General features: G+C 26.7%; 20 protein-coding genes. 2 read left to right on the top strand and 18 right to left on the bottom strand.

Annotated features, from left to right (window positions below; translation table 11 throughout):
• Window position 1: 1 nt before the first annotated feature.
• The 10 genes from nikA to hypB all read right to left on the bottom strand — a co-directional run bounded on the left by nikA (window position 2) and on the right by hypB (window position 11,433).
• Window positions 2–1,612: a nickel ABC transporter substrate-binding protein gene (gene nikA / locus AMYT_RS06170; protein ID WP_114841680.1), complete on the bottom strand. Its 1,611-nt coding sequence runs from the start codon at window positions 1,610–1,612 to the stop codon at window positions 2–4.
• Window positions 1,613–1,633: 21 nt separating this feature from the next.
• Window positions 1,634–2,788, bottom strand: coding sequence for an OprD family outer membrane porin (locus AMYT_RS06165; RefSeq protein ID WP_114841679.1), 1,155 nt, complete (start codon window positions 2,786–2,788; stop codon window positions 1,634–1,636).
• An 83-nt stretch (window positions 2,789–2,871) separates the two neighbouring features.
• Window positions 2,872–5,250 (bottom strand): transporter substrate-binding domain-containing protein, encoded by a 2,379-nt coding sequence (locus tag AMYT_RS06160; RefSeq protein ID WP_114841678.1) that lies wholly within the window; start codon window positions 5,248–5,250, stop codon window positions 2,872–2,874.
• Window positions 5,237–5,914, bottom strand: coding sequence for a response regulator transcription factor (locus tag AMYT_RS06155; protein WP_114841677.1), 678 nt, complete (start codon window positions 5,912–5,914; stop codon window positions 5,237–5,239). The genes AMYT_RS06160 and AMYT_RS06155 overlap by 14 nt, the downstream gene beginning before the upstream one ends.
• Before the next feature lie 255 nt (window positions 5,915–6,169).
• Entirely contained in the window at window positions 6,170–6,511 is a 342-nt protein-coding gene (gene hypA / locus AMYT_RS06150; RefSeq protein ID WP_114841676.1) for a hydrogenase maturation nickel metallochaperone HypA, read from the bottom strand.
• Window position 6,512: 1 nt separating this feature from the next.
• Complete coding sequence (locus tag AMYT_RS06145; RefSeq protein ID WP_114841675.1) at window positions 6,513–8,159, bottom strand: hydrogenase maturation protein; 1,647 nt, start codon at window positions 8,157–8,159, stop codon at window positions 6,513–6,515.
• Window positions 8,159–9,154: a hydrogenase expression/formation protein HypE gene (hypE, locus tag AMYT_RS06140; protein WP_114841674.1), complete on the bottom strand. Its 996-nt coding sequence runs from the start codon at window positions 9,152–9,154 to the stop codon at window positions 8,159–8,161. The genes AMYT_RS06145 and hypE overlap by 1 nt, the downstream gene beginning before the upstream one ends.
• Before the next feature lie 43 nt (window positions 9,155–9,197).
• A complete protein-coding gene (gene hypD / locus AMYT_RS06135; protein ID WP_114841673.1) occupies window positions 9,198–10,343 on the bottom strand; it encodes a hydrogenase formation protein HypD in 1,146 nt (381 codons plus the stop codon).
• A 1-nt stretch (window position 10,344) separates the two neighbouring features.
• Window positions 10,345–10,626: a HypC/HybG/HupF family hydrogenase formation chaperone gene (locus AMYT_RS06130; RefSeq protein WP_114841672.1), complete on the bottom strand. Its 282-nt coding sequence runs from the start codon at window positions 10,624–10,626 to the stop codon at window positions 10,345–10,347.
• A gap of 9 nt (window positions 10,627–10,635) precedes the next feature.
• Complete coding sequence (hypB, locus tag AMYT_RS06125; protein ID WP_114841671.1) at window positions 10,636–11,433, bottom strand: hydrogenase nickel incorporation protein HypB; 798 nt, start codon at window positions 11,431–11,433, stop codon at window positions 10,636–10,638.
• Window positions 11,434–11,550: 117 nt separating this feature from the next.
• Here hypB and AMYT_RS06120 point away from each other — a divergent pair, with 117 nt between their 5' ends.
• A complete protein-coding gene (locus AMYT_RS06120) occupies window positions 11,551–12,204 on the top strand; it encodes a hypothetical protein (protein ID WP_114841670.1) in 654 nt (217 codons plus the stop codon).
• Between the two features lies 1 nt (window position 12,205).
• Here the strand turns inward: AMYT_RS06120 and AMYT_RS06115 are convergent, their stop codons facing one another.
• Window positions 12,206–14,584: a methyl-accepting chemotaxis protein gene (locus AMYT_RS06115; RefSeq protein ID WP_114841669.1), complete on the bottom strand. Its 2,379-nt coding sequence runs from the start codon at window positions 14,582–14,584 to the stop codon at window positions 12,206–12,208.
• Window positions 14,585–14,887: 303 nt separating this feature from the next.
• Here AMYT_RS06115 and AMYT_RS06110 point away from each other — a divergent pair, with 303 nt between their 5' ends.
• Window positions 14,888–15,163, top strand: a complete 276-nt coding sequence (locus AMYT_RS06110) for a DUF3817 domain-containing protein (RefSeq protein WP_114841668.1) — start codon at window positions 14,888–14,890, stop codon at window positions 15,161–15,163.
• Between the two features lie 23 nt (window positions 15,164–15,186).
• On the opposite strand, the gene AMYT_RS06105 is transcribed toward AMYT_RS06110, so the two are convergent.
• The 7 genes from AMYT_RS06105 to AMYT_RS06075 all read right to left on the bottom strand — a co-directional run bounded on the left by AMYT_RS06105 (window position 15,187) and on the right by AMYT_RS06075 (window position 24,653).
• The gene (locus AMYT_RS06105) at window positions 15,187–16,533 is read right to left on the bottom strand and encodes a sodium-dependent transporter (RefSeq protein ID WP_114841667.1); all 1,347 of its coding nucleotides are present in this window, start codon (window positions 16,531–16,533) and stop codon (window positions 15,187–15,189) included.
• Window positions 16,534–16,634: 101 nt separating this feature from the next.
• A complete protein-coding gene (gene hypF, locus AMYT_RS06100; RefSeq protein ID WP_114841666.1) occupies window positions 16,635–18,869 on the bottom strand; it encodes a carbamoyltransferase HypF in 2,235 nt (744 codons plus the stop codon).
• 9 nt (window positions 18,870–18,878) lie between these two features.
• Window positions 18,879–20,534: a hypothetical protein gene (locus AMYT_RS06095; protein ID WP_114841665.1), complete on the bottom strand. Its 1,656-nt coding sequence runs from the start codon at window positions 20,532–20,534 to the stop codon at window positions 18,879–18,881.
• Window positions 20,518–21,081, bottom strand: coding sequence for a HyaD/HybD family hydrogenase maturation endopeptidase (locus AMYT_RS06090; protein WP_114841664.1), 564 nt, complete (start codon window positions 21,079–21,081; stop codon window positions 20,518–20,520). The genes AMYT_RS06095 and AMYT_RS06090 overlap by 17 nt, the downstream gene beginning before the upstream one ends.
• Window positions 21,078–21,749 (bottom strand): Ni/Fe-hydrogenase, b-type cytochrome subunit, encoded by a 672-nt coding sequence (gene cybH, locus AMYT_RS06085; protein WP_114841663.1) that lies wholly within the window; start codon window positions 21,747–21,749, stop codon window positions 21,078–21,080. The genes AMYT_RS06090 and cybH overlap by 4 nt, the downstream gene beginning before the upstream one ends.
• Before the next feature lie 9 nt (window positions 21,750–21,758).
• Window positions 21,759–23,489: a nickel-dependent hydrogenase large subunit gene (locus tag AMYT_RS06080; RefSeq protein ID WP_114841662.1), complete on the bottom strand. Its 1,731-nt coding sequence runs from the start codon at window positions 23,487–23,489 to the stop codon at window positions 21,759–21,761.
• Between the two features lie 3 nt (window positions 23,490–23,492).
• Window positions 23,493–24,653: a hydrogenase small subunit gene (locus tag AMYT_RS06075; RefSeq protein ID WP_114841661.1), complete on the bottom strand. Its 1,161-nt coding sequence runs from the start codon at window positions 24,651–24,653 to the stop codon at window positions 23,493–23,495.
• Window positions 24,654–24,776 lie beyond the last annotated feature (123 nt).

Below are 24,776 nucleotides of genomic sequence, written 5' to 3'. Positions count from 1 at the left end.
TTTATTCTATATTCATTTTTTCCATTGGAACTTCAAATTGAGATATATTAAAACTTACACCTTTAACTTTTTCATTAAAAATAGCTCTATTTCTTTTATATGTAAGAGGTAAATATACTGCCTGATTATGAAGTGTTTCAAGAACATATTTATAGTGTTTTTGTCTTTTCCCCTCATCTACACTTTTAAATGCTGCTAAAATATGCTCATCTAGCTCTTTTTTATTAGAAAGACCTTGTTGTGCCATATAATCACCATAAACTGGTTTTGTCATTCCGCCAAGAAATGATTGTGGATCATAGGGAATGCCCCAACCTATATTAAAAGTAATTGCAAAATTACCTGCTTTTTGTCTATCTCTAAAAGCTTGTTCTTCTTCACCTTTAATATTTAAATGAATACCAATTTTTGCATATTGACTTTGTAAAAATTCAGCAATATTATTATCAGTTACTTTATTTGCATCATAATTTAAAATAATTTCTAAATCTTTACCATCTTTTTGCCTATATTTTTTACCATCAACTTTTTCCCAACCTGCTTCATCTAAAAGCTTTTTAGCTTTTTCAAAACTAAACTCATATGGTTTTAAACCAATATCAGAATATGGAGTATTTTTGGACATAAGAGTATCAGCAGGAGATTCAATACCATCAAATAGACCTTTTGAGATTTTTACTTTATCAGTCGCATATGATAATGCTTGTCTAACTCTAACATCTTTTAAAATATGATTTGTAGTATTTAAAAGTAGCATTCTAGTAGAAACTGGCTCAGACATAATACCTTTAAATCCAGATTTATTAGAATATATATTATAAGCTTCTGCACTAATCATATTTGGTCCAAAAATTAAGTCAATTTCACCATTTTCAAGTGCAAGTAATCTTGTCTGTTCATCAGGAATAACTTTTGCAACAATTTTTTCAATCTTAGGTTTTTTACCCCAATATTTGTCATTTGTTACAAATACTGAATATTCATCAATCTTGTTGCTTTTTAAAATATATGGCCCTGTACCACTCATCTTAGTCACACCATTTTTTGTTATTCCATCTTTAAAAGATTTAGGAGATATAAATCTAAAAGGTCTTGTAACTCCAAGTTCTGTTAATAAAGGGTAATATGCAGAGGCTAAATGTAATGTAAGTTCATACTCTCCTGTAACTTCTATGGCTTTTTTTCCTGATTTTTCAACTTCAATCATAAGACGAATAGACTCAAGCCAACCATGTCTTTTGCTATTATCTAAAATTGCATCAAAATTTGCTTTTGCAGCTTTCGCATTAAATTTTTCACCATCATGAAAATATACATCATCTCTTAATTGAAAAACATAAGTTTTTCCTTTATCTTTAATTTCCCAACTTTTTGCTAACCACGGTGTATAAGAGCCATCATTTTCAATCTTAACTAATGATTCAAATAAAAGATTTTGAGCAAAAAGTTCCCCACTATATAAATGAGGATTTAAATCTCTTATATCTCTATAGTTTACATAAGTTAATTGATTTTTTAAAGTAACATCATTTCCAGTAGCAGTTGTTGTGCTACCTAACATTAAGGAAATTGCAAGTAAAGAACTTGCTATCCATTTATTTTTTAATAACATCTAATTCCTCCAAAATTAATTTTAAAATTTATAGTTTAATCTAACTCTTAATTCATCATCTTTAGCATCTTTGCTACCTATTTCATAAGCAACTTTTAAATCTAAACCTTTTAATGAACCTGAAAATTTGTAACCTGCCACAAGGTCTGTATAACCTTTTTTGTAATCTTTTCCATCTTCTTCTAAATAAGCTACACTTACATATGCTGCTTCATTAATTTTATATTTTGCTAAGATTTTTGCTGAATCTTGATTTGCTGCATATTGATATGCAAATGCTTCTGACCAAGTATATGCTAAGTCTGCTCCATTTCCAAGACCAGGAAGAACATCAGCATCATCACCAGTTGTTGTATAAGAGGCTGTAAAGTTTAAAGGACCAAATGAAGCAGTACCTTGAAGTCCAAATAAGTTACCACTTTCTTTTCCCTCTTCTTTACTATTATAGTATTGAGTTGAAATTGAATAATTTAAAAAGTTATAAGCTGCTTCTAAATAAGTTGCTTTAAAGGCATCTATTGCATCAACATATGCAGCAGTTAAAGTTAAATTTTCTAAAGATTTATTTACAATACTAACAGTATATGCACCATCATCTAATTTAAAAGACCAAGGAGCAGCTGCAGTTTTAAAATTTTTAGTAAATTCTCCAATATTCCCTTTTCCATCAGTTCTTGATTGAAACTTATTCATATATGCTAAAGTTACAACTGTATCAGGAATATTACTATTTGTTATTACAAATCCTTGAAAAGCTTCTTTATTAACTCTTGAACCACTTCCACTTAAAAGAGGAGAAGAAAAATACATTCTACCTATTTGGGCACTAGTTTTTATATAAGTATAAGAGATAAAAGCTTCAGAAAGCTGGGCTCCTGAACCCCACATATTACTTTTTCTACCAGCCTTACCATCTTCGTCTACCCAAGGAGAACTTGCACTTTGAAAAGTTGTTTTAAATCCAAAACCATTATATTCTGCACTTTCATAACTAATATCCAAACCTAATGTTAAAATATCATTATCTGTTCCTGAATTCTTATCTCTAGCAAAATAATAGGCTTGAAGAGTACCACTAATTTTACCATTAGACAAAGTATCTTGCAATGTTGAAGCATTAGAAACAGTTAAAAAAGACATTAAAGCTAAGGTTAAACTTAAATAATTCTTTTTCATTTTTTTCCTTATAAAATTCTAATAAATAGAATTATAAGAAAAAAAAGTATGTTTTTAGACTGATTTTGATAATAAGTTTCATTTTAAACGCAATCAATAGGTAATTTTATTATAAATACTGCACCATTTTTTTTATTTTTTACACTAATCTCACCTTGATATTTATCTTGTATTATTCGCTTAGATATAAATAATCCTAATCCCGTTCCTTTTTTTGAGTTTGTAGTACCAAGATTAAAAATTGTATCTATATTAGTTATTCCTCCAAAATTATCTTCTATTTCTAATATAGAATATATATCTTTTTTATAAAGCTTAATATTGATAAGAGAATCACCAATTTTTCTTTCAACAATAATATTTCTAGCATTATTCAATATTGATAAAATAACTTGTTGTAAAAATTCACCTTTTACTTTTAAATTCTTATCTTTTATATCAAGACTTATTTTCGTATTTAATTTTCTAAAAGAACCATCTGTTATAAAAATTGATTGTTCCAAAAGAGTTAAAATTTTAATATTAGTTTCAGTTTTTTTATCTACATAATAATTTGAAAAAATATTAACAGTTTTTGATAAATAATCAATAATTGCTCTTGATTTTAAAGTATTTTCTTTAATATCCTCATTTGTAATTTCTTGTTTTAAATATAATTTTGTTTCAAGATAAAAAAGAACTGATGAGAGTTCATTTATGGGTTGTTTCCACTGATGAGATATATTACCAACTAAATCTTTCATTGCATCTTGAGTAGAATAATAATAAAGCAAACTTTCCTGCTGTTTATTTTTTTGCAATGCCTTTTTTACACTCTTTTTTAGTTGAATATTCCAAAATAACACTAAAAAAACTGCTGCAAGCAATAGAAGTATTACTTGAACTATCAATTCTTTATTAACATTTTTTCTATAATTTTCTTTGAAAAGTTTACTAAAAATTTTATTTTTTTCTATATCTGTAATACTTGATAATGAATTTTCAATAATATGAAATAAATGATTATCAGTAGTTCTAAGTCCCATTGATATATCTACAGAAGAATCAATTTCTCTATTAATTTTCACATTTTCTACTTTATCAAGAGTGTATATAAACTTAGGTAGTAAATCTACATAAGCAAAAACTTTTTTTTCTTGAACCATTTTTAATCCTTCATAAGGAGTAGATACATAAACTATTTCTTTGTTACTATATTTATACTTATTTAAAACTGCATTATCTTTTATAATTGCAATTTTTTTATCTTTTAATTCATTTAAATTATATAAATAAGAAGTATCTACATGAGTAATTAACATAATGGGATAATTAGTATAAGGTTTTGTAAATTTAATAAATTTTTCATTTTCACTATTTTTAGAAATTGCAGAAATTAAATCACAATCTCCTTTTTTTAATAATAGTAAAGACTCTTCCCAAGTGGCTGTAAAAATTAAATCTTTTTCTAAACCAACTTTTTTTAATACTATATTTAAAATATTATTAGTAATACTTTCTTCATCACTATTTTCTTTATTGAAAGCATACCAAGTTGAATCAGTACATACTTTTACTTTTTTTATTTTATTTATATATTCTTTATCTATTTTAGATAGGCCACTTGAATGAATATCAAAATTAAAAGTGCCAAACCATTTATGATAAAGTACTTCAATTTCATTATTTGGAATTGCTTTAATACCTTTATTTAAAATACTTATTGCTTCAGGCATATCTTTTCTAATAGAAAAAAACATTTCAACTTTTTTATCAAAGCTAAAAGCCCTGTTTAAATAAGGAAGATCTTTTTCATTTTTAAGAAAGTTACTAGGACCTTCATTGATTGTTGCATCAGCTTGACCAAAAACTACTTCTTCAAAAACATCTTCATATAAATCTTTATAAATTATTTTAGAATTAGTAAAAGTTTCTTTAACAATATTTTCTAAAAAATAATTCCCATTTTGAATAACAATAGTTTTATTTTCTAAATCTTTTATACTTTTAATTCTTAAAGGATTACCATGTTTTACAACAATATTAATCGACTGTTTTAAAAAAGGAATTGAGAAATTTAAATATTCATTATTTTCCTCACTAATAAAACTAGAAATAATTCCATCAATTTTTTTTTCTTTTACTTTTTTAATAATATTTTTATGTGTATCTAATTCAAATTTAAAATTTGAACCTATTAACTTATTTATCTTTTCTAAAATATCTATATTAAATCCTATAACTCTTTTATCCTTTGTTTCATAAACATAAGGTATCCATTTAGTATCACTTCCTATAATTATTTTTGGATATTTTTGTAAAAATTCTTTTTCTTCTTTAGTTAAAGTTATAGTAGTTGAATTTTTAAGTAAAAGCATTGTTAGAGGATGAATAGCTAAAATATCTTCTTTTTTATTAAATTCTTCAGCAAAAATATCTAATAAGAAAATTAGTATATAAAAAAACACTCTAAAAAGTTTCAATTTTCCATCCAATTTTAGATATATTTACTATAGTTTCTTTACCAATTTTTTTTCTTAAACTAGCCATTAGGTTTTTTAGTGTTGTATCAGAATATAAAGGCTCTTCCCATATTTCATACTCTAAAAACTCTCTACTAAGCACTTTATCTATATTAGTTAAAAAAGTATGAAGCAATTTTGTTTCTTTTTTTCCTAATTTTATTAACTGATTATTTTTATTAAATAATTCATAAGTATCAAAGTAATATTTAAAATCTCTAAAAGTTATAAAATTTTGAGTTAAGTTTATTTTTTTTAAAATAGGTTTTGTAATATCAATAAATTTTTCTATACTTAAAGGTTTTACAATATATCCATTTATATTTGAATTTATTGCTTTTAGTAGAATATCTTTATGGTCTAGAGCTGTTAAAAATACTATAGGAATCAAAGGATTAAATTCTCTAATCTTTTCTGCTATATCAAAACCATTTTTTTCATTATTTAATTCTATATCAAGTAAAACAAAATCAATTGAATTAGTTGAAAATATATTGATTGCATCATTATAATTATCAGTGGAAAATACTTGGTTAAATATTATTTTAAAAGTCTTAGTATAATTATCTTTTGTTCTTAATTCATCTTCTACATATAATAAATTTAACTTTTTTAACTCTTGCATTTCTTCTCTTTTTAATACTGATTATTTTTCTCAATTTTAGTATAACCCAAGTTTTCAAAAAAAACAATAAATTAAAGAACTTTTATACAAGCTATAACTATCTTAATAAAAAAAATTATAAATTATAAATTTTACACTTACTTTAATACTAAGTTATAATGGGCTTAAAAATTACAATCAATTTTACTAAAGTTATATATCTTTTTGTAAAATTGTGAAATTATAGTTTATATTAAAAAGCCTAAGTGGATACTTTTATTCTAGCTCTAAACTCATAAGATACATATCTTCTCCATCTATAACTTTTAAATCTCCACTATTGCATTTTGGACATAAAAATTCATTTTTTTCTAAAGTTGTTTTTTCATTACATTCATTGCATACAATGACTACTTTTTGATGATTTATTATAAATTCTGCCTTATCACAAACTGTTTTTTCTTTAAATGTATCAAAAGCTGTTTGCAATAAATCAACCTCAACACCACTTAATACACCTATTTTTACTACAACTTTTGTTACTTTAGAAGCATCATTTGCTTTTGCGTGTTGTTCACACTGTTCTAATAATGACTGAACAATACTATATTCATGCATTTTATATCTCCTTTAATCTTTGTGGGGTTTTTAAAGCTTGTTTTTTATAAACAAACTCTTTTCTTAAAATATGAAATAAAGACTCTTCTTTCCAAAATTCATCATACATTTGTTTTAATTCTTTTTCTTTACAAGAATTAATATACTTTGCATTTTCTTCTAAAAACTCTTCTTTTTGTTCACAAAACTCATCAAAACTATCTTCATCTTTAAGTAAATCTTTGCAAAACTCTTTTAACTCTTTTAGATAATTCTCATTTTTAAACACTTTATCTACTAAACCGATATTTTTAGCTTCACTACTTCCAAGGGGTAAACATTTATTTATTATCTCTTTTGCTTTAAGTTCTCCCACTCTTTTTGGAAGAGTAAAGCTGTGATACTCACTTCCACTTAAACCCAAAGTTTTATAATGGGGATTTAAAACCACTTCTTCATTAATTACTATATAATCACTTGCAAGCCCTAAAAAAACTCCTCCAGCACCTGCATTTTTCCCAAAACTAGTAACAGTAATAATTTCTGAAGAGAAAATTAAAGATTTAATAATATCATTAATAGCATTGATATTACTCCAACCATCTTCCCCTTGTTTTTTACTATCTTCTAAAATATTTAAATGTATTCCATTTGAAAAAAAGTCTTCTCCTCCCATTAAAACAAGAACTTTACACTCTTCTTTTAAGTAATCTATTGCATATTTCAATCTTATACACTGAGCTGTACTCATAGCTCCATTATGAAAATTAAAATATAAATATGCTATTTCTTCTTCTTTTTCGACTCTTAATTCATAAAAAGTATCTATATGTTTAGTCAAAACTAAAGGTACTCTTTTTTCAACTACACCTTTTAATCTATCTTTTAATACATAAGTTGTGGGTAGTTTAAAGTAGTTTTCTTCTTTTAAATGTGTAATCCAAACTGCTTTATCAATAGTTCCTATACAAATAGCTCCATCTCTTTTTGCAACTATTTGTTTTGGTTTTCCTTTTAACTCTTCTTCTAAAAAAGCTCCATACATATAACAAGGTAAGCCCAATAAAGTTTCTTTAACCCCAGGACTTGAATCACTTGCATTTATTTTTTTAATAATCTCACTACTGCTATCTTTTTCCCAATTAATTTTTCTATCTTCTTGAGTTATTTTTTTATGAAGGGGGTTTAAAACTTGTTTAATTGGACTAAAAGAGCTATCTTGAAGATTAATAAAAAGTTTATCTATTGCTTTAATTGCACAGTTTGTAACTTCATTTCTATATATTGAAGCTTTACTTTTATTGGGCATAGAAAAATTTTCAAAAGAGTAAATATCTCCTCCATCAAACTCTTCATTTGCTTTTAAAACTACAACTCCCCACTGTTTTTTATCTTCTAAAATTGCTAAATCCAGTGAATTTGCACCCCTATCTCCTATAATTCCAGGATGAACAATAAAAGTTGCGGTATTTTCATAAATCTCTTTTGGAACAAACTTATTTAAAAAAGGACAAAGAATAATATCTGGTTTAAAAGACTTAACCTCTTCTATCATAAGTTTATTATCTATTGCATACTTAATACTTACTATATGATTTTGTTCTTTTAACCTCACATATACTTTTTGAGATAGTGAGTTAAAAGAAGAGATTAATAATAAAATTTTCATTAGCAGATTCTAGGAAGAAGTTCACCAGTTGGTAACTCTAAAAACCTTTTTGTTCCCCAAGCTGAATTTAATACAACTTTTTTAGGATATTGTTGAGTAACTTCCCCAATAATACAAGCATTATTTGAGTTTTCGAATTTTTGTAAAACCTCTAAGGCTTTTAAAGCTTCTTCTTTTTTTATAGCCATTACAAAAGTCCCCTCATTTGCTAAACTCATAGGTTCAAAGCCAAGTAATTCACAAATACCTTTTACTTCATCTGATATGGGTATTTTATCTTCTTGCACTTCAATACAAATATCAGATTGATTTGCCCATTCATTTAAAACAGCACTAACTCCACCTCTTGTTGCATCTCTTAAAGCAGTTATTTTAATACCAGCTTCAATTAAAGCTTTTATTTGTGGGTATAAAGAAGCACAATCACTTTTTAAATCACTATTCATATCCATACCTTCTCGTGCTGCAAAAATAGTTGCACCATGACATCCTATATCTCGACTTACTATTATTATATCTTCACTAGAAATTAAGTTTGAGCTAATTCCTTTTTGTAAAATTTGCCCAATACCAGTAGTATTTATAAAGATTTTATCTACACTTCCTTTTGGCACTACCTTTGTATCACCACTTACAATAATTGCACCATTTATTTCTAGTTCATTTTTCATTGATTTTACAATTTTTTCTAAGCTTTTAATTTCAAAGCCCTCTTCAATAATAACTGAACATGTGAGATATTTAGGCTTTGCACCCATCATAGCTAAATCATTGCAAGTTCCACAAATAGATAATTTTCCTATATCAGCTCCATTAAAAAAAAGTGGACTTACTGTAAAAGAATCAGTAGTAAAAGCTAAATTTCCATCTTCAATAACAGCAGCATCTTCACTTTTTGTTAAAATTTCATTTTTAAAAGCTTTGTAAAAAACTTTTGAAATTAACTCTTGATTTTCTGCTCCACCATTTCCATGGGCTAAAGTAACTGTTTTCATCTATATTCCTATAATATATTTTTAAATTTTAACTACAAGGTTATTATTTTAAAAGATTTCCATATTTATAATATGCAGCACAAGCCCCTTCACTAGAAACCATACAAGAACCCACTGGCTTATTTGGTTTACAGGCAGTTCCAAAAATAGTACAGTCTGTTGGACTTGCCATACCTCTTAAAATATCACTACAAATACAAAGTTTATGGTCTTCTATCTCTTCGATTGGTAAAATCTCTTTATAAATAACTTCTGCATCATATTTACTATATTCTGCTTTTAGTTTTAATCCTGAGTCTTTTATATTTCCTAAACCTCTCCATTTAAATAAACAAACCTTTTGAAAATATTTATTTATTAACTCTTGAGCTTTTATATTTCCCTCATATGTAACAAGTCTTTTATACTCTATTTCAAGTTCACATCTATCTTCACAAAACTGTTTTACTATCATAGAAATAGCTTGCATTACATCAACAGGTTCAAATCCAGCAACAACCACTGGTTTTTTATAATTTTTTGGAAACTCTTCATAGATTTTACTTCCACTAATAACACTTACATGAGAAGGGCCTAAAAAAGCATCAATATTATGATTATAACTATCTACATGCTCATCTCTACTATCAATTAACTCACGCATTACTTCAGGAACTGTTACATGATTTATATGAAAGAAAATATTTTTAATTTCTTGTTTTATTACTATATCAAGTAGTGCAGCAGTCATAGGAGTTGTAGTTTCAAATCCTATTGCAAAAAAGATTATTTTTTTAGTAGGATTTTCTTTTGCTATTTTTAAACAATCCATAGGAGAATAAACAAATCTTACATCTGCACCTTTACTTCTTGCATCTTGTAAGCTTCCATTACTTCCAGGTACTTTTATCATATCCCCTAAAGTTACCAAAATAACATCATCTTGCATACTTAAAATATATGCATGGTCAATTCTTTCTTTTGGCATAATACATACAGGACATCCAGGTCCGTGAATAAATTTTATATTAGAAGGAAGAAGTTGAGGGATTCCATACTTCATAATAGTATGAGTATGACCACCACAAACCTCCATAATATTTATAGTTCTATTTAGTTTTTTTGCATCTTCTTCTATTATTTTTTTATATGCTTTAATAGTTTTAGCATCCCTAAAACCATCATACAAATCTTTTAATTCTAACTGCATATTAACTCTTTGGGCAATTTTCAGACTCTTGTATTAAAGCTTGTCGCTCTTCTTCTTCCATCTTATCTATAATCTCTTGATACAATTTTAAAGACTCAATTGCATCCTCTTCATCAATCTTATTCATAGCAAAACCTATATGAATAAGTACATAGTCTCCTACTTTTACATCTTGGTCAATTAAATCTAAACTTGCACTTCTTTCAATACCCATAGTATCAACTGTACAAATATTGCTTTCTTTATCAATACTTTTTATTTTAGAAGGGATTGATAAACACATTTAAACTCCTTATCTCATCTTTCTTTTAAAATTTATCCACTCAACTACTGCTTTTAAAGTCTGTTCATCTTTTGTACTTACTTCTAAAATATCAACATTTGGTTTTAATTTTCTTGCCACTTCTTTTTCTTTTTCAATATCATAATCAAAATAAGGAAGCAAATCTGTTTTTGTAAAAAGAATTAAATCAGCACATCTAAACATAACTGGATATTTTGCTATTTTATCTTCACCTTCTGGAACAGAAACCAATACTATATTTAAGTGAGTTCCCACATCATAAGAGGCAGGACATACAAGATTTCCAACATTTTCAACAAAGCATACATCAAGCTCTTCTAAAGGCATATCATGTAAACCTTTATGCACCATAAAAGCATCTAAGTGACAAGCACTTCCTGTTTGTATTTGTACTGCTTTTATACCTTTTGCGTTTAATCTATCGGCATCTTTATTTGTCTGTAAATCACCTTCTACAACACCATATTTAAAATCAGCAATATTTGCTAATTTTTCTAATAGAGTTGTTTTTCCACTTCCTGGGCTACTCATTAAGTTTATTCCTAAAACTTTATGACTATCAAAATGTGCTCTATTATGACCTGCTTCATGGTCATTTTTATCTAATATCTTTTTTATTACAGAGATTGTTTTACTATCATTTAATTGTGGGTTATGATGTAAAGTCTCATGTGCAGCTTGATGACTTGCACTATTATGTTCATGATGATGTCCATGTTCATGGTTATGATGATGCTCATGGCTATGGTGATGGTCTGTTATACTACAACCGCAATCTTTACACATTGTTTATCCTTCTGAATAATTGTTCATTTTCATTAGTTTACTTATTTTTTCTTAAAATTTATGAAATTTCATTCAACGCTTATGTACTTTTTGAACTAAAATTGATATAATAATTATATGAAAGTAACAAACTGCCCATATTGCAATAGTAAAACCTTATATATTTTAAAAGATAACTATAGAAAATGCAAAGATTGCAATAAAAAATTCTCTTTAAAAAAATTACAATTGGATATAAATATTATAGAGGCTTTTTGTGAAGACATCTCTGCACTTCAAGTTTCAAATGATTTTCAAATTAATTATAGAACTGTTTCTAATAGATATGATATTTTTAGAAGACTAATAGCAAATTATCTTGAAGATATTTATCACACTTCTATTCAAGATAGCACTTCATATGAAGAGTTTTATTATTTTAATGAAAAGCAACTACAAAAAAGACATAAAAGTTTATATGATGCTATTAATATAATTGGGTTTTATTGTAATAATAGAGTTTATACCCTGCTTATGCCTTCGCTTCCAAAGCTACCTTTACAAGAACCAGATGAAAACTTTGAAAGATATTTAAAATGGCATAAATTACAATCTCAAAACTCATATACAACACCACTAAAAGATTTTTGGAGATTTTTAAGAGAAAATTTAAAAAAATATAAAGGGATTACTAAAGACAATTTCTTTTTTTACTTAAAAGAGTGCGAATTCAAATATAACTTTTCAAAGCCAATTTGTAAAGCACTCTTAAAAGATATCTATTTTAAATAAATTATAAGCTTAAAGCTTTTACTTCATTTTTTCCTATAAACTCTTTAGCATCAGCATTATCTACAATTTTTTGAGAAATTGAAGATGTTTGAGAAGCTATATCTTTAGTTTTCATAGCAACATTTGCATTTTTCTGTGTTTGTTGATCTAAATCTGCAATAGCATCATTTATTTGCTCAATTCCAACTTGCTGCTCTTTACTTGCATTTGCAACATCTTCTATTAAAATTATTGTTTTTGAGATATTTTCATTTAATAATGAATATCCTTTTATCATCTCATCAGCAATATTTTTACCTTCATTTGCTTTTAAAGTTGCATGTTCAACTAAATCTTTTATCTCTTTTGCTGCATCTGCACTTCTTGAAGCTAAATTTCTCACCTCTTGTGCAACAACAGCAAACCCTTTTCCAGCTTCTCCTGCTGTTGCTGCTTCAACAGCTGCATTTAAACTTAAAATATTTGTTTGGAAAGCTATTTGATCAATTACTGTAATTGCTTCATTTATAGCCATAACTTGAGAATCAATTTCATCCATAGATACAGAAGTTTTTGTTGCTAAATCATTTCCTTGTTTTGAAGAATTATTTAACTCATTTGCATATTGACTCATTGTATGAATATGATTTACATTTTCTCTAATATTTCCTGTAATTTCTTCAAGAGCTGCTGCTGTTTCTTCTAGGCTTGAAGCTGATTCTTGAGATGAACTATTTAAAATATCAACATTTCTAAGTAAAACTTTTGCTGATTCGTTTAATGTTAAACCATTTCTTTTATTTTCAACTAACATTTCACTAATTGTATGTCCTAAATCATTAATACCATTCATTAAATCACAAATTTCACCACTACATTTCATAGTTGTTTCAACTCTAAAATCATTTTGCTGATATTTTTTTAAGACATTTAAAGAGTGTTTTACTATATCTTGAAGATGTTGCATCATATCATTAAATACTAAGATTAACTCTTTTATTGAAGGATTAGAGCTTGTTTTTGTTATTCTTCCAGATAATTCTCCTGAACTTATATGTTCAACTAAATTAGAAACTTCTGCAATTACTTGTTTATCTTCTTCAATTACTCTTTTAGTATTTTTAATATTTTCATTTACTACATTTGACATATGCCCTATTTCATCATTTGCATATACTTCTAATTGTTTAACCTCAGTTGTTTCATTATTTAAAAATTTAAAAAATTGTAAAAGTCCCTCTTTTAAGTTTTCAATAGGAGTAACTAAAATCTTATTTGAAATATATGAAATAATTAAAGAAACTAAAACTACTACAATAATAGAGATTATTATTATTTGTAAAATTACACTATTTATCTCTTCATTTGAACGCTCAATCATTTTAGCAATATTATTTTCAATATCTTCAATATATGTTCCTGTTCCAACAATCCAATCCCAAGGTTCAAAATAAGCAATATATGAGAATTTTTGCTTAGCAACTTTTTCACCAGGTTTATTTTTATAATATTTAACAAGTCCCTCTTTTTTCTCTTTTGCTACTCGTACAAATTCTTGAAAATATTTTTTTCCATTTGAATCAAGTGATTCTTTCATATTTTTCCCAATATTTTTTTGATTATTAGGATTCATAAGTAAAACATAATTTGAATCATTTACCCAAAAATAACCATCTTTTGAGTATCTCATTTCAGATAAATTTCTTAAAGCTGCTTTTTGCATCTCTTCATCTAAATTATCTAAATATCTTCCTGTTACTATTACCCAATTATATGGAGCAAAAATTCTTCCATAAGAAATTTTTGTTTCTAACTGTGTACTTCCAGGTTTATTAAAAACATATGAAATAAACCCCTCTTTTGATTTTTCCACTATTTTTGTCATCTCTTTTACAAAATATACGCCATTTTTATCTTTTACATTTGAAAAATCTTTACCAACTAAACTTTTATTTGGATGAGCAACCATATTATTTGAAAAATCATTTATAAAAAAATATCCATCTTCACCAAATTTTGTAGCTTCAACTATTTCTATAAGTTTCGCTTTTAACTCATTTGTTGATAATCTATTTTTATAAGTTTCATATTGGTCATTTATAATTGAAAATAAAAAATCTGTATTTTTATTTAGCTCCTCTTCCACAAGCTTTTGAATTTTCTCTTTTGATGTTCTTTCATGGAAACTTTTTACACTTTTAACAGCCATTGACACATAGCTTCTTAATTCCATCTCTTTTTGAGCATAGGCTTCTTTTTCATAGTTTTCTATATTCTTTTGAGTTAAAACTTCAATTGAATAGATAGCTTTCATAGCAATAATAATAGCAATAATTAATACAGTTGTTATAACTATTGATAATATCTTTGCCCTTATGTTTAAGTTTTTAAATAAGTTCATACATTTCCCCTTATAATATACATTACTAAAACTTATTTTATAAGATTAACTTATAAAATAAAAGACTTTAAAATGACTTTTTTAACTTATAAATTGCGTTAAATTAATTTTTTATATACTATAACTTAATTTTTTCATAATATTTTAAATTAAGTATATATTTTATATTAACAAAAAAACATAGCAATAAGATAGCAATTATAAGAAAATAATTTTTTTTATAAAAAAATGACATAGAAATGACATAGAAATAATATAAAGGAAATTTCACTATAATACGCAAACTTTTATTAAAGGAAAAAAATGTTAAATACTTTTAGAATTATTTCATTAATTGAGGGATTATCTTATTTAATACTTTTATTTATTGCTATGCCAATTAAATATTTAGGAGAAAATCCATATCCTGTAAAAATTGTAGGTATGGCACATGGAGTTTTATTTATCTTTTTTGCAATTGCTTTATTTATAACAATCTCTAAATATAAATGGGATAAAGGGTTTGGTTTTCAATTATTTGTGTATTCGCTAATTCCATTTGGAGCTATCGTTATAGAAAGAAAAATCAAAAGTTTATAAGTTTATTCTAAGAGCAAAAGCTCTTAGAATTTAAAAATACCTGTTTCATTTAAAATAACTGCTACAAGTGCAACAGGAATAATATATCTAACCATAAAGAACCAAATCTTTACAAAAGTTTTTCCCATTAAAGGAATAAGTTCTTCATTGATTTTTTCTTTATCCATAAAATATCCAACAAAAACCACAACTAAAATACCACCAAATGGTACTAAAATTGTTGAACATACAAAATCAACCCAGTCAAAGAAACTCTTTTCTCCAACTTTTAACATCTCTGAATATTCATTAACATTTGAAAATAGTGTTACTATTCCTAATAAATAAAAGAAAAGACTACAAATCATTGCAGCTTTAGTTCTTGTCATTTTAAATCTTTCAATTAGATATAAAACTGTTGGTTCCATCATTGAAATTGCAGAAGTAAGTCCAGCAAAAGCAATTGCAACAAAGAATAATATTGATAAAAATTGCCCTGCATTTCCAAATTCATAAAATACAGAAGGCAATGAAATAAATACTAATCCTGCACCTTTTGTTGATTCTGCACCTTTATCAAATAATAAAGTAAAGATAATTAATCCAGCAACTATTGCAACAACAGTATCAATAACTGCAATAATCATAGATGATTTAACAATATTTGACTGTTTTGGTAATGAAGCAGCATATGTAATAATAATACCCATACCTAAAGATAATGTATAAAATGCTTGCCCAATAGCAACAACAATAGCAGTTGAACTAAGTTTTGAAAAATCTGGGTCAAACATAAAATGTACCGCATTTGAAAAACTATCAATATTGATTGAATAAATAAACAAAATACCTAAAATAACACCAAGTAATGGCATTAAAATTTTATTTATTTTTTCAATTCCATCTTTTATACCTTTTAAAATAATAGCAGTTACTATTACAAATACTACAGTATGATAAAAAAGCTGTGTTTGATAATCCGCAGTTAATAGTGTTAAAAAATTATCAGTTGATTCTTTTACAGTAGTTGGTAAGTTATTAAATGAAATTACTATATAATGAAAAATCCATCCAATTACTACAGAATAATATGAAAGAATTATCAATGGTAAAACAACAATAAAACCTGCTAGTTTCCATATCTTGCCATGCTTAGTTGCAAGATTTTCAAACATTGAAACAGCATCACTTTGACCCATTTTACCAATAAGTAATTCTGCAATTAAAACAAAAATACCAATAAATAGTGCTGTAATTAAATATACTAATACAAATGCACCACCACCATATTCACCTGTTACATATGGAAATTTCCATATATTTCCTAATCCTACTGCAGAGCCTACTGCAGCAAGAATAAAACCTATTCTACTAAATCTTGCTGTTTTCATAGCCAACCTTATGAAATATTAAAAGCTAGATTTTATCTAAAATCAAGTTAAAAAAGGCAATTTTTAAACTACTTTTTGAAACTTTTTATAAATTTAATATTTTATAATAGTTGAGAATACAGCTGTCCTATGGCTATTCCTGCATCATTTAAAGGTATTTCTTTTGAATAATAAAATTCTTTTTTTTCTTCTTTTAATTTATAAATTAATTTTTCTAAAAGTGTTTTATTTTGAAAAACTCCGCCTGTTAAGACAAGGGGTAAATCTTTATATTTATTTGAAATATCTAAAATAATTTCTACTAAAGTATTAATAAATTTACTACAAATATATTCAACTTCTGTATCTTTTAATAACTCTTTTATCATTAAAGAAATATCAATATCTTCATTTTCAATTTTATAAGAGTAAACTTCAGTTATATTTTTATTATAATATTTCTCTATATAAAGACCTGTTTCTCCCTCATAAGTTTGAATATGCATAAGATTTGCAAAGGAGGCAATTGCATCAAAGATTCTACCTAGTGAGCTTGTAAGAGGAGCATTTAAGTTTTTTTGCCAAATAGTATAAAACATCTTAATTTCATTTATAGAAAACTGTTTTATTAAAGGATGAGATAAGTTTAATACTTCTTCCAAAGTAAAACTTTCAAAAAGTAAAGATAAAGCTATTCTTTTTGGTTCTTTTACAGCAATTTCTCCACCTAATAGTTTAAAATACTTAAAGTGATGAACTCTTTTATACTCTTTTTGTGAAGCAATAAAAATCTCTCCACCCCAAATATTACCATCATCACCATAACCAGTACCATCAAAACAAATACCTAAAACTTCCTTTTTAAGTTTGTATTCTGCCATAGTGCTTAAAATATGTGCATAATGATGTTGTATTTGAATAAGTTTTATATCTTTTTGAGCTAATGCCCACTTTGTACTTTCATAGCTTGGATGTTTATCACATACTAAAATTTCTGGTTTAAAATCATAAAATCTTTTAAAAGTATCAATTGTTCTTATAAAATATTCAACTGAATTAATAGAGTTTAAATCTCCAATATGAGCAGATAAAACTAAATTATCTTCAAAAGCTATTGCAATAGTTGATTTTTGATTTGCACCAAGGGCTAAAATCTTCTTATTTTGTACTTTTTCTAGCTTAATACTTGTAGGAGCATATCCCCTTGCATTTCTTAACTTTAAAGGTTTATTATCCACAATTTGAACTACACTATCATCAATTGCATTTATTATTTCTCTATTAAAATCTAAAATATAATCAACAACCATTCCTAGTTTTTCAATTAGTTCTTCTTTACTTCTTATTATTGGTTCATCTTTTAAATTTGCACTTGTTGCAATTATTGGGTTTTTCAAATTTCTAAATAGTAAAATATGCAAAGGAGTATAAGCTATAAAGCAACCTAGTCTATCAATGTTTGGTGCAACAAAAGAACTTAAAATTGAGTTTTGCTTTTTATTTACTAAAGTTATAGGTTTCTCTTTTGATAAAATAGTTTCTTTTTCTTTTAAATTTAAATTAGCAAACTTCTCTACTTGTAAAATATCTTTAAACATAACAGCATAAGGTTTAGAAGGTCTATTTTTTCTTTTTCTTAATTGTAAAACTGCTTTATCATTTGTTGCATCACAAACTAGATGAAAACCACCTATTCCTTTAATTGCAACAATTTCACCTTGATTTATAAGCTTTGCAAGTTCTTCAATTGCAGTATAATTTTCCTTTAATTTTTTATTTTTATTATTAAAAAGTTCTATTTTAGGTCCACATTTTTCACAACAAACAGGCTGTGCATGATACCTTCTATTTTGAGGATTTATATACTCTTCTTTACAAAAAGAGCACAATTCAAATTTACTCATTGAAGTATTAACTCTATCATAAGGAACAGTATTTATAATAGAATATCTAGGTCCACAATTTGTACAATTAGTTAAAGCATAGTTATATCTAGGGTTAGTTTTATCATTTATATCATTAATACAATCTTGACAAATAGCCATATCAGGAGAGATTATTGTAGATTTATTAAAATTATTTTCACTTTGTCTAATTTCAAAGCATTTAAAATCTTCAAACTCTTTAGGTAAAATTTTTATTGAGTCAATTTTAGCAAGAGGAGGAGGAGAGTTTTTTAAAGTATTTAAAAACTCTTCTATTAGACTCTCTTTTGCTTCTAAAGCTATATTTACACCTTCTTCATCATTATTAACCCACCCAAATAGATTTAAAGATATACAAAGATTATAAACATAAGGTCTAAATCCAACTCCTTGAACTATTCCTTTTACTTTAACTAAAACACTTTTTACCATCAAAACTTCTTATTTTTGTATTACGAAGTCCTTATTATAGTATATTTTAAAATTTTTAGTAATACTTTTATGTACCAATTTTGAAATTAAGGTATTTGTAAAAATATCTCCTGTTAAACTAATACCATCTAAAGTTACTTCATTATTTATATCATCAACTAAAGTTGCAATATAATGAGCAAAACTTTCAATATACCCTAAAGCTAAAGTATTATCATCAACTCCTGCTAATTTAAAACTCATTCCAGATTGAATTAATTTATATAATAAAAAATTTCTATTAAAAATCTTATCAGATTCTTTTAACTTATAATCAATTCTAGGTCCCTTTTCTAAAACGCAAGCCATTGCTTTTTCTAAAAGAATATTATTTTGTTCTATTTTAGAAGTAAAACCTAAAATAACAGAAACAATTTTCCAATATGAATAAATAGAGTTTTCTTTTAAAGAAGAAATATCACAAGAAAGAGCTATTTCATACTCATTTGGAAATTTGTTTTTATAATTATCAACTAATCTAGTTGCTACTTCATCACTTTTTAAAGTCTCAAAAATTTCATTTATTGATTGGGGAAGTTCATATTTTACAATATCTAAAAAACCATCTATCTCTTTTGAATATAAAATAATATTATCATCATTTTTTGAAGAAGAATAAAAATTTAAAATAGCTTTTTCATAAAAATCATATTCATGTAAAAGTACCATAAAATGACCTTTTGATTCTTCTTTAAATTTTGAATAAATAGTATCTAAAGTTTTATCATATGAATTTGATTCTAAAATAACAGTATCATTCTCTAAAATTTTAACTTTTAAAATATCTAAAGGTTTAACTATTCCTTCAAAAGTTACTTCATAATCATATAAAGAAGTTTTATCATAACTTAAAAAATCAATATTATATTTTTCTAACTCTTTACTTATTAAATATAAAATTAAATCATTTACAAATCTTACATTTAAAATCTCTTGTTTTACATTATTTGATAGTTTAAATACTTCATTTATTCTTAAATCTATTGAAGGTTTTTCAATACTTGCAAGGGCAACTACTTCAGCTTTTGAAGCAACAAAAACTTTTGAAATATTTTCAAGATTTGTACAAAGTATTGTATTATTTTCTAAAGAAGGATTAAATTTTTTAAATATAAACTCACCTGATAAAGTTTTAATTTTTATACTTTTATCTTCATTTATTAAACTTGCAACTTTTTCAAAAAGTTCTTTATTATCTTTTATCTCAATTGAGATATTATTTTTTAAAAGTTTCAACTCTTTTACATCACAAGTTGTACCACAAATAGTACATGATACGAAAGGATTGTAAAAATTATCAAGTTTTGTAGAATCTTCTACTTTTTTTAAACATGAAGAGCAAAATGGCAAGTTTAATTCTTCTAATTTAAAAGTAGTATTTTCTTCAGTTGGTATTTGTGGTACAACTTCTGCTGTACTATTTTTTAAAAAAATTGACATAGGTAAAGATGAACTTAATTCATTTGAAAAAGAGATTAACTCTTCTTCATTTCCTTGTACATATAGTTCAATAGCTTCTTTTTTTAAAAGTTTATACTCTAAAGCTGATTGATTAACTATATTTTCTAAAAAAAATAATAAATTACTATTATTTGAGTTATATAAAAAATTAAATTTTAGGACCATTTATAATCTCTCTTTTATAAGAAACTTCTGCTATATCTGTAATAGTTACATCTTTATTTTTAATATTACAAGTTATATTTAAATCTTTAAGATGTTCAATAATAGTATGTTCCATAGTTGAAGTTGCAATTATAACCTCTTGACTTAATTCAAAAGTAGTATCATCAGCAACTCTTTTAGGAATAATTCCTAAAACTTTTGTATTAGGTAAATCACCATTCATTTTTATCATATTAAGTGTTTGAAGCATCTCAATTTCATGTGCACTTCCTTGCCAATCAATCTCTTTAGGAGTATTTTCAAAATCAAAGAAATATACATCTCCAGCTTTTGAATTAAGAGCATCAATACAATCTATTACAATTATATAATCATATTTAACGATTAGTGGAATTAGCCTATGGGCTAATGTTCCACCATCTACTATACTTACACTATTTTCTTCACTAGTAAATTCATATTTTTCATCTAAATAGTGAATAAAATGTGCTCCCATCCCTTCATCTTGAAAAAGGATATTTCCAATACCTAAAATTAAGATATTCATTTTTCGTTCTTTTTAATCCATCTATATCCGCTAAAAATTGAGTCCATTGCTCCTGATTTACCATATACTGAATTAAATATAGCAAGATAAATATGTACAGGTAGGAAAATAATAAATATCCACATTGCAATATGGTGTAATTCTCTAACCCAAGCAAGACCACCTAGTAATACTTCAATAGGTCTTAAGATTTCATATAAAAACCCACCCATACCTTCATGGTACACATGTATATATAAAATTAATCCTGTTAATGAAATAACTATTATTGAGATATAAACTCCCACATATGCCATAAATTGTAAAGGATTATAAACCCCTTTTCCATGAGGATGTTTACCAATTAATAGATAATATTTTATCTGTTTAATCCATACCATTGGATTAATAAAATCTTTAAAAGAAGCCCTTTCAATATGACTTTGCTTATCAAAGAAAAATAGATAAAATTTACCAATAGTAACAGCAATTAGTAAAAATCCAAAAATTATATGCCAAGATCTAAATAATGCATTTAAAAAATTTACAGGCTCACCACCATTATGTGCAGGAGCTATAAATGGATAGGCAATATAAAAACCACTTGCAGTTAGGATTATAATCGCAATAGCTCTAACCCAGTGCGTAACCCTAAGCCAAAAAGAAAATTCATAATGTTTTTTTATCATAGCAAGCTCCTAGCAGATTGCCCCATAAATTGGGTCTACTTTATGAACACCTAAATCATTACCTTTAGTGTCCATTACATGAACAGCACAAGCAATACAAGGGTCAAAACTATGAATAACTCTAATAATTTCTAATGGTTGAGAAATATCAGCAACTTTCATTCCTACTAAGTTTGATTCATATGGTCCTATTAAACCATTTGCATCTTTTGGACCTGCATTCCATGTTGATGGAACTACTGCTTGATAATTTTCTACAACTCCATTTTTAATTCTAATCCAGTGAGATAACATACCTCTTGGAACGTCTCCAATAAATCTTCCTTTATACTCTTTATCTTTATCAATTTTATAAGAAGTATAAGTTTCTTGATCAACTTTTAAATTTTCAATTAAAGTTGTAAATGCTTCTAATCCATTATCAGCAATTGCTTTTGTTTGAAGCATTCTTGCTGCTGTTCTTCCTAAAGTAGTAAATAATGCTTCAACAGGAAGTCCTGATAGTGCTAAAAACTCATCAACTACTTTTCTAATTTTTTTATTTCCACTAGCATAAGATACTAAAACTGCTGCTAAAGGACCAACTTCCATTGGTTTTCCATCATATCTTGGTGATTTAATCCAAGAGTATTTTCCTTTTTCATCAATTGATTTAGAATGAATTTCTTTTCCATCCATTCCAATTGTATCTCTATTTACAAAACCTGTATAATTTGGATTTGTTTTTCCTTCATAAGGATGTAATGGTTGATTATCTTTATACCAAGAGTGTGTTGCTTCTTCAGTAATTAAATCCTCATTAATTGGATAAACTTTTGATATATCACCATTAATAATAATACCTGTATCAAATAAGAACTCACTTCTATTTAACTGCATCTCTTTATGAGACATAAAGTTCATAACCCCTCTTTTTTGTACAACAGAAGGTTCTGTTTTAAAAGCTTTTGCAGCCATTAATACATCTGCATAATAAGCATTATCAACAAAATTTTGAGCCATTTTAAAAATAGTTAAATATTCACCCATTCTTGAAGGGTCTAATAAATCCATAATACAAGTAACTCCACCAACAGTTAAACTTTGTGGATGTGGTTGTTTTCCTCCAAAAATTGCCATCATTTTTGCTAATTCTCTTTGAATTTCTAAAGCTTTTAAATAGTGTGATAAGGCAATTAAATTTTGTTCAGGTGTTAATTTATATGTTTCATGTCCCCAATATGCATTTGCAAAAGGGCCTAATTGTCCTTTTTTTACAAATAATGCAACTTTATCTTGTACAGCTTTTAAATCATTTTCACCTGTTGCAATTGGATATTTTGCATATTTAAAAGCCTCTTTTGAAGCTTTTGCAGGATCAGCTTTAAGTGCAGATACCACATCTACCCAATCAAGTCCATGTAAATGATAGAAATGAATAATATGGTCATGTAAAAACAGAGCTTGATTCATTAAACTTCTAGTTAATTTTGCATTTAAAGGAGGAACGATACCTAAAGCATCTTCAACAGCTTCAATACCTGCTCTATAATGTGAATATGTACAAACACCACAGATTCTTTGCATTAAAAATCCAGCATCTCTTGGATCTCTATTTTTTACAATTGTTTCTAAACCTCTCCATAAAGTTGAAGAAGAGTAAGCTTTTTGAATTACATTATTTTCATCGATTTCAACTTCAATTCTTAAGTGTCCTTCAATTCTTGTAATTGGATCAACGATTAGTCTTTTATTAGCCATTTTTTACTCCTCATCTTCTTTTGGGTTTTTAAATTTAGAAATTGCAGCATGTGCAGCAATCCCAATACCTGTAACAGTTAATAATCCTACTCCAATTTTATCAGCAGTAGCATCAGCACCTAAACCACCAAATACAGTATCATATAATCTATCTGCAACTGGTTCTTCAAATGGTCCCATTGTATCCCAAAAGTCAGGTTCAGAACATCCAATACAACCATGTCCTGCTTGAATTGGCCAAGACATATGTGAGTTGAATTTATTTTTTGAACAGTTATTAAAAGTATAAGGTCCTTTACAACCTACTTTATATAAGCAATAACCTTTTTTTGCACCCTCATCACCAAACTCTTCAACAAACTCACCAGCATCGAATCTTCCTCTTCTCTCACATAAATCGTGAATTCTTAATCCATATGCCCATTTTGGTCTATTGTAAGCATCAAGTGCAGGTAATGTACCGTATAAAATAAAATGAAGAAGTGTACCAACAATATTTTTTTCACTAGGAGGACATCCTGGTACATTTATAACAGTTTTATTTGTAACTTTTGATAAGGCAACTGCTCCTGTTGGATTTGGCATTGCAGCTTGAACTCCACCAAAACTAGAACATGTACCAATAGCAAAAATAGCAGCAGCATGCTCACTAGCCTCTTTTGCATTTTGCTCACCTGTTTTTCCATGACCACCAATAGTTAAATAAAAAGAATTTTCACCTGATGGTATTCCACCTTCTACCATTAAAATATATTGCCCCTTATATCTTTCAATAGCAGACTCTAAATTATGTTCAGCTTGCCATCCAGCAGCAGCCATTAAAGTTTCGTGGTATTCTAAAGAGATATAATCAAAAATAAGTGAATCAATAGTTGGTGCATCTGTTCTAAGTAGAGATTCCGAACAACCTGTACATTCAGCCATATGTAGCCAAATAATTGGTAGTCTATCACTAAGTTCAGCAGCTTTAGCAACTAATGGAGTAAAATTTGCAGGAAGTGCAAGCATAGCAGTCATTGCTCCCGCCCATTTCATAAACTCTCTTCTGTTAATACCTTTTTCTTCTAAAACTGAAGGTATTGACTTTTTATCATCAAGTTTTGGAAGTTTTTCTAAACTTGATAATCTCTTTGATAACCTACTAAATAAATCAGTTGTTTTCAAAATACTTCCTTTAAATTAAAGTAAAATAAATGAACGGTCATTTATTTTTTAAAAGTATTTCTCCCCTTAATACTCATAAACTTTTAAAATAAAATAAATGAATAGTCATTCATATGTCATTTT

This window comes from Malaciobacter mytili LMG 24559, from assembly GCF_003346775.1.
GTDB classification, from domain to species: Bacteria; Campylobacterota; Campylobacteria; order Campylobacterales; family Arcobacteraceae; genus Malaciobacter; species Malaciobacter mytili.
This window is presented reverse-complemented; position numbering and strand designations above follow the sequence as displayed.